Origin of the sequence: Streptomyces panacea (assembly GCF_040560175.1) — a bacterium.
In the GTDB taxonomy this organism is placed as follows: Bacteria; Actinomycetota; Actinomycetes; order Streptomycetales; family Streptomycetaceae; genus Streptomyces; species Streptomyces panacea.
Window position 1 is genome coordinate 37659 of record NZ_JARJHW010000048.1, and the last position, 6238, is coordinate 43896.

Consider the following 6238-nt stretch of genomic DNA (forward strand, 5'->3'; position numbering starts at 1 on the left):
GTCATCGTCCCGGCCGTACCGTCAGGTCGTTGATCTCCGCGTCGCGCGGCAGGTCCAGGGCGGTGAGGATCGTCGTCGCGACCGACTCGGGGTCCATCCAGAGGGCGGCGTCGTACTCCTTGCCCTCCTGCCCGTGCACCTTGATCTGCATGGGGGTGGCCGTACGGCCCGGATAGACCGAGGCGACGCGCAGGCCGTTCGGCCGCTCCTCCTGACGGAGGGCGTCGGCGAGCGCCTTCAGGCCGTGCTTGGAGGCGGCGTACGCGCCCCACTCGGCGTGGGCGGTCAGACCGGCGCCCGAGTTGACGAAGATCACCTGGCCTTGTGCGGCGCGCAGTTGGGGCAGGAAGAGGCGGGTCAGTTCCGCGGGCGCGACGAGATTCACGTTCAGCTGGCCGGTCCACGCCTTGGGGGTCAGCTCGCCGACGGGGCCGAGGTCGACGATCCCCGCGATGTGCAGGAGCGAGTCCAGCCGGTCGGGGAGCGTCTGGTGGGACAGCGCCCAGGAGAGCCGGTCGGGGGTCGCGAGGTCGCCGACGAGCGTACGGGCGCCGGGGTAGGCCGCGGCGAGTTCCTTGCCGCGGCCGGCGTCGCGGGCGAAGAGCAGCAGGTCGTCGCCGCGCTCGTGCAGTCGGCGCGCGACAGCGGCGCCGATGCCGGAGCCCGCGCCGGTGATCAGATGGGTAGCCATGGGGTCATGTTCGCATCACCCCGTGGCACGGCCGTACGGTCCCGCCGCCGTCCCGCCGGGGTCACCGGCGGCGGGTCAGCGCACCCCGGCGGACTCCTCCAGATAGGCGAGGGCGCCCACGGCGTCCTCCGCGAAGAAGACCAGGTCGGTGAGGGGCAGGGGGAGGAAGCCCTCCCTGTCCATCCGGCTGAACTGCTCCTTGAGGCCGTCGTAGAAGCCCGCCGTGTTGAGCAGCACCACGGGCTTGTCGTGCAGTCCGTGCTTCTTCAGTTCGAGGATCTCGGTCGCCTCGTCCAGCGTGCCCGTACCGCCGACCATGATCACGACGGCGTCGGACTTGGCGAGCAGCAGCGCCTTGCGCTCGGCGAGGTCCCCGGCGATCACCATCTCGTCGGCCCGCGCCCGCACCGTGGCGCCCAGGAAGCCGACGGAGACCCCCACGAGACGCCCGCCCGCCTCCTCCACCCCGTCGGCGACGACCTTCATCAGCCCGACGTCCGAACCACCCCAGACGAGCGTGTGGCCACCCTTGCCGAGGAGCTCGGCGAACTCGCGGGCGGGGCGGGTGTAGCACTCGTCGAGCTCGGCGGCGGAGAGGAAGACACAGATGTTCATGGCTCCACGGTATCCGGGTGACCTCTTCGGGAAGAGGGCGTGGTCGGCCGTTGCTGACGGTAGAAGGGACCGCGGAAGAAGTGGGACCGAGTTCACCGAAGGAGCCGATCGCCATGGCCAAGGGCCACACCATCACTGTCGAACAGGGCACGGAGCACGTACGGGTCGTACGCGGCGGACAGGTCGTCGCGGAGAGCAGCCGGCCGCTTCTGCTGCGCGAGACCGGGCTGCCCGTCCGTTACTACCTGCCGCCGGAGGACGTGCGTACGGAGCTGTTGAAGCCGTCGGACACCACGACCCACTGCCCGTTCAAGGGCGACGCCTCCTACTGGTCGCTGCCCGACGCGCCCGACCTGGTCTGGGCGTATCCCGAGCCGAAGGACGAAGTCGCCGGGATCAAGGACCACTTCTGCTTCTACGAGACAGAGCTCGTCGCGAGCTGAGCGGGCCGCCCCGGAGCGATGCCCGGAGGAGACCGTCGGACGGGCGGTCGGACGGGCCGTCGGACGGGCCACGGACGGCCCGGAAAAAGAACTCCTCCAAATACCACTCACCGCCGATGAGTTCCGGTGAGCCCACCGGTCCATAAGCGTATGGAACAAGTGGGCAGGGCGAAGTCGGGTGACGGCACCCTCATCGCGTACCGGCGTACGGGCGGCGACGGGCCTCCGGTGATCATGGTGGGAGGGGCGTTCAGTACGGCGGAGGCGGAAGCACCGCTGGCGGCGCTCCTCGCACCCCGCTTCAGCGTGATCACCTATGACCGGCGGGGGCGCGGCCGCAGCGGCGACACGGCGCCGTACGCGGTGGATCGCGAGGTGGAGGACATCGCCGCCCTCCTTACGGAGGTGGGCGGCAGCGCCTCCCTGTACGGCATGTCCTCGGGCGCCGCCCTGGCGCTGGAGGCGGCTGCCACGGGGCTGCCGATCACCCAACTCGCCGTGTACGAGCCTCCGTACGACGCCGGTCCGGCCGATGTCACGGAGAACGCGGCCTACACGGCACGGCTCGACGACCTGCTGTCGCGGGGACAGCGGGACAAGGCCGTGGAACTGTTCCTGTCGGTGGTCGGGGTGCCCCCCGACGTGCTGGCGGAGATGCGCCGGGCGGCGATGTGGCAGAGCATGACGACGCTGGCCCACACCCTCGCGTACGACAACGCCGTGATGGGCCCGGGTCCGGTGCCCACGGAACGGCTCGCGCGGATCACGGCGCGGGTGATGGTCGTGGACGGGGGCGCGAGTCCGCCGCCGATGCGGGTGGCGGCGCGGGCGGTGGCCGACGCGCTGCCGCGCGGGCGGCACCGCACCCTGACGGGCCAGGTGCACGAGGTGGCGCCGCACGTGCTGGCGCCGGTGCTGGAAGAGTATTTCGCCGCGGCGGCGTGAGCGCGACGGCGCGGAGACCGGCGGCCGCGGCCGGCCGCATGGTCGCCGCCCACGCCCGGTGCGGACAGGGGCGCGGGCGCGTGGGGTTCAGCGGATCGCGTCGTGCGGCAGCAGCGCGTGCACTCCCCACGTCTGGTTGGCCACCTGGGTCACCCGCAGATCGACCGTCGTGCTCGCCAGCGCGAGCGCCGTCGCCCGCTTCACTCCGTACAGCGACGTCATCCATGTCAGCATCGCGTCGAGCGCCTGCGCCGACGCCTCGTTGAGGTCCGCGTCGAAGCCGAAGGTGATCCGGCCCGCCGGGGTGTGCGCGTGCGGCGTGGGGAGCGGCGGGGACGGCTGGAGGCCGATGGTGAGGCGGGTCGTCATGCCGCATTCGATCGCTGTGCCGGAGACCTCGCCGTCGCCCTGTGCGGCGTGGCCGTCACCAATGCCGAGCAGCGCGTCCGGCACGGTGACGGGGAGGAACAGGGTGGATCCGGCGACCAGTTCGCGGCAGTCGATGTTGCCGCCGCCGAGGGTGCGGGGCGGCGTCGTGGAGTGCTCGCCCGGTTCGTCCGGAGGTGTGCCGATGACGCCGAGGAAGGGCGCCAGGGAGACCGTGTGACCGTACTGGTCGGTCCCGGTGCCCTTGTCCGCGTCGAGGTCCCACAGCAGCCACTCGCCGTCCTCGTCGGTCATGCCGAGCCGGCGGGCGAGCGGGGTGTCGGACGTCGCCGCCGCGGTGAAGCCCCAGTCGTCGGGGCGCAGGGACTCCAGCGTCACGGACAGTGCCATGCCCGGCTCGGCGCCGCGTACGGCGATCGGCCCCACCAGACAGTGGCCGCGCCGCTCGCCGAACATGCGCGGTACGTTCTCGTCCGCCGTACGCCGGCGCTCCAGGTGGCCCGCGCAGTCGAGCGTGTGGACGGTGAGGGTGTCCCCGGGGTCGACGGTGAGCACCGGAGGGAGCTCGCGCGAGAAGACGTTGCTCACCGTGCCGGGCTCGGAGTCCAGGAAGTGCTCGGCCACGGGGGCTTCCTTCGGTCGGGGCGGGGTGCTGGGACGGGCCGCCGCCTGCGGGGGGGGCCGGTCACAGCCTCCCACGACAGGCGACGGCGCGGTCCGGGGCCGGTGACCGGGCTCGTACGCCACGCGGTGCGTCAGGCGCGGCGCACGGTGAACTCGGCCCGGCGTACGCGCAGTACGGACCGGCCGCCCTCGGTGGAGACACGGGCGCCCTCGCAGCGCGCCGCGCCCTCCACCGCGACCACCGATTCCCCGCCGGGAGCGCCGAGCGCGCGGAACGTCACCCGGCCGTCGGAGGCGCCGGTGAGTTCCGCCGTCGCGTACGCGATGCGCAGGCCGCCGACGTCCAGCCCGAGCGGCAGGATCGCCGCCGTACGACCGGGCAGGTGCAGCTTCTCGCCGCCGAAGAGGGGCTTGCCGTTCTCCGTGACCGTGAAGTCCTCGTCGTAGCCGGAGGAGACGTTGAAGGCGTGCAGCAGCCGTCCGCGCTCGCCGTCCGCCGTCGTCAGGAGAAAGACACCCGGTGCGGTCGCGCTGTGCCGGAGAGCGGGGGCGGCGTCCAGGGCGCGGAAGGCGCGTTCCCAGAAGGTGAGGTCGCACTGGTAGTCGGTGGTGATCACGACGGCCCGCCCCCGCCCGAGGGGAATGTCGAAGCCGCAGCCCTTGCCCGTGGACAGTTCGCGCAGCACCGTCCTTCCCCGGGAGGGCTCGCACAACTGGGCGCGTGACAGCCGCACTTCGGGAAGCGGCGCCGCCCAGTCGTGGGCGGTCACCGACAGCCAGAAACGGTTCGCGTCGGTGAGCGTCTTCCCGGCCTTGAGGCCCAGCGCGTCGGCGAGCACGGTGCAGGGCTTGTCGGCCATGTCCTTGACCGGCAGCCTCCCGGACAGCAGCAGTTTGCCGCCCGCCTCGACGTAGCGGACCAGGCGCCGCTGGAGTTCGGCCCCCAGGTGCTCGCCCGTGGCCAGCGCGAATACGGGTACGGCCTTCGGGTCCAGATCGCCCGCCTGGAGGTTCACACCCCGGTAGCGGAAGCCGCCGAGCAGCATCGCGCGGGCCAGGGAGCCGCGCGGGCCCGCACCGCGCGTGTTCACCGCTTCGTCCAGCACGCTCTGTACAGAGGCGAGTTCCGGCGGGTGGTACTCGGTCAGATAGTGGTCGGGCACGAAACCGAGCGCCATGTCGTCGTAGGTCGTACGCATCGGCGCGAGGACATCGGCGAGACCGCCCATCGCGCGCACCGTCTGCCGCGTCGACGCGTAGCTGACTCCCGGCCGGCCCTCGGGATCGACCGGTGCGGCGAAGCCGTGCCGCTCGCCGGTGATGCCGATCCGGTCGTTCCCGTCACCCGTGGGCTTGTCGAGTTTCGGATTGAACCCGCCCGCGAACAGGTAGTAGTTGAGCATCTTCGCGCCCTGCGCGACACACAGACGGGTCTTGAGATCGACACCCGAGGGGCTGGTCTGGCTGTCCATGTTCTGCCCGTAGTCGGCGTGCCCGGCGTCGAACTCAAGCGCCGTGACCGGCTGGTCCTTGTCGTTGACCGCGTCCATGAAGGCATTGATGAGATACAGGTCGGTGACATTACGCAGGGTCAGATCGCCGAGGTAGAAGTCCGCACCCGAAATCGTCCCCTCGACTCCCCCATAGGTTTCCATCAGTTGGCTGATGCCGATGGGGAACGGCTCGGCGCGGCTGTCGGAGGTGCCGTGGATGTTGATCACGAACGGGACGCCGGTGATCCCGTACTCCTCTGCGGCCGACCGGAGTTCGGCGACGTACCTCGCGAAGCGGCCCCGCATGAAGCGGCCCAGGTCGTGCATCAGGGCCGCGCCGTACGCGTCCTTCGGGTGACGGATCGCCTTGCGCCGCCCGGCCAGGTCCTCGCCCGTGAAGGGGTAGCGTCCGGCGAGCGCGTCCCCGTACTCCTCGCGCAGCCAGCCGTCGAAGTCGGCCGTCAAGTGATCGGTGAGGTCGGGTGAGTTGCTGACCCAGGCCAGCATCCCGATCTCGTTGTCGAGCTGTACGGAGACGACGGGGCCGCCGCTGCCGTGCAGCCGCTCCGCGAGTACCGGCATGACCGCCGCGTACCAGTGGCGCATCTCCTTGAGGAACGCGGGCGCGAGGTAGTCGACGGTGGGCGTGGTGGCGGGAGCGTCGTTCCAGCCGGTGGAGACGATCTCGGGGTGGTCCTTCCGCACCCGCTCGGGGACGCCCTCGCCCTTCAGCTCGGCCATGGTGAAGGGGCCGGGGCGGGCTATGAAGAGGAAGCCGTTGCGGTGGCAGAGGTCGATGAAGGCGCCGAGGTCGCGTTCGGGGCGGGTACGGCCGGTGACGTCGATCGTGCCGTCGGGCAGCTCGTGCCACATCCAGGGGATGTACGAGGCGATGGTGTTGAGGCCCGCCGCCTTGGCCCTGTCGAGCCTGGACTGCCAGTCCGCCTTCTTCAGCCGGAAGTAGTGGATCTCTCCGGCGAGTACGAGCGCGGGCTTGCCACCGACGAGGATCTGCTTGTCCCGGTACGAGACGGAGCCGG

General features: G+C 71.2%; 6 protein-coding genes. 2 read left to right on the forward strand and 4 right to left on the reverse strand.

What is annotated here, in order from left to right; genetic code table 11:
- Nucleotide 1 precedes the first annotated feature (1 nt).
- Together P3L51_RS14480 and P3L51_RS14485 are read right to left on the reverse strand one after the other, a co-directional pair.
- The gene (locus P3L51_RS14480; protein ID WP_354605599.1) at nucleotides 2–691 is read right to left on the reverse strand and encodes an SDR family oxidoreductase; all 690 of its coding nucleotides are present in this window, start codon (nucleotides 689–691) and stop codon (nucleotides 2–4) included.
- Nucleotides 692–766: 75 nt separating this feature from the next.
- The gene (locus tag P3L51_RS14485; RefSeq protein ID WP_354605600.1) at nucleotides 767–1306 is read right to left on the reverse strand and encodes an LOG family protein; all 540 of its coding nucleotides are present in this window, start codon (nucleotides 1304–1306) and stop codon (nucleotides 767–769) included.
- Nucleotides 1307–1419: 113 nt separating this feature from the next.
- Between P3L51_RS14485 and P3L51_RS14490 the strand changes: the two genes are divergently transcribed.
- Entirely contained in the window at nucleotides 1420–1749 is a 330-nt protein-coding gene (locus P3L51_RS14490; protein ID WP_354605601.1) for a DUF427 domain-containing protein, read from the forward strand.
- Nucleotides 1750–1908: 159 nt separating this feature from the next.
- Nucleotides 1909–2694, forward strand: a complete 786-nt coding sequence (locus P3L51_RS14495; protein ID WP_354605606.1) for an alpha/beta fold hydrolase — start codon at nucleotides 1909–1911, stop codon at nucleotides 2692–2694.
- 87 nt (nucleotides 2695–2781) lie between these two features.
- Here P3L51_RS14495 and P3L51_RS14500 read toward each other — a convergent pair whose 3' ends face one another.
- Entirely contained in the window at nucleotides 2782–3705 is a 924-nt protein-coding gene (locus P3L51_RS14500) for an acetamidase/formamidase family protein (protein WP_354605602.1), read from the reverse strand.
- Between the two features lie 131 nt (nucleotides 3706–3836).
- A partial coding sequence (locus P3L51_RS14505; protein WP_354605603.1) for a beta-galactosidase occupies nucleotides 3837–6238 on the reverse strand: 2402 nt, incomplete at its 5' end.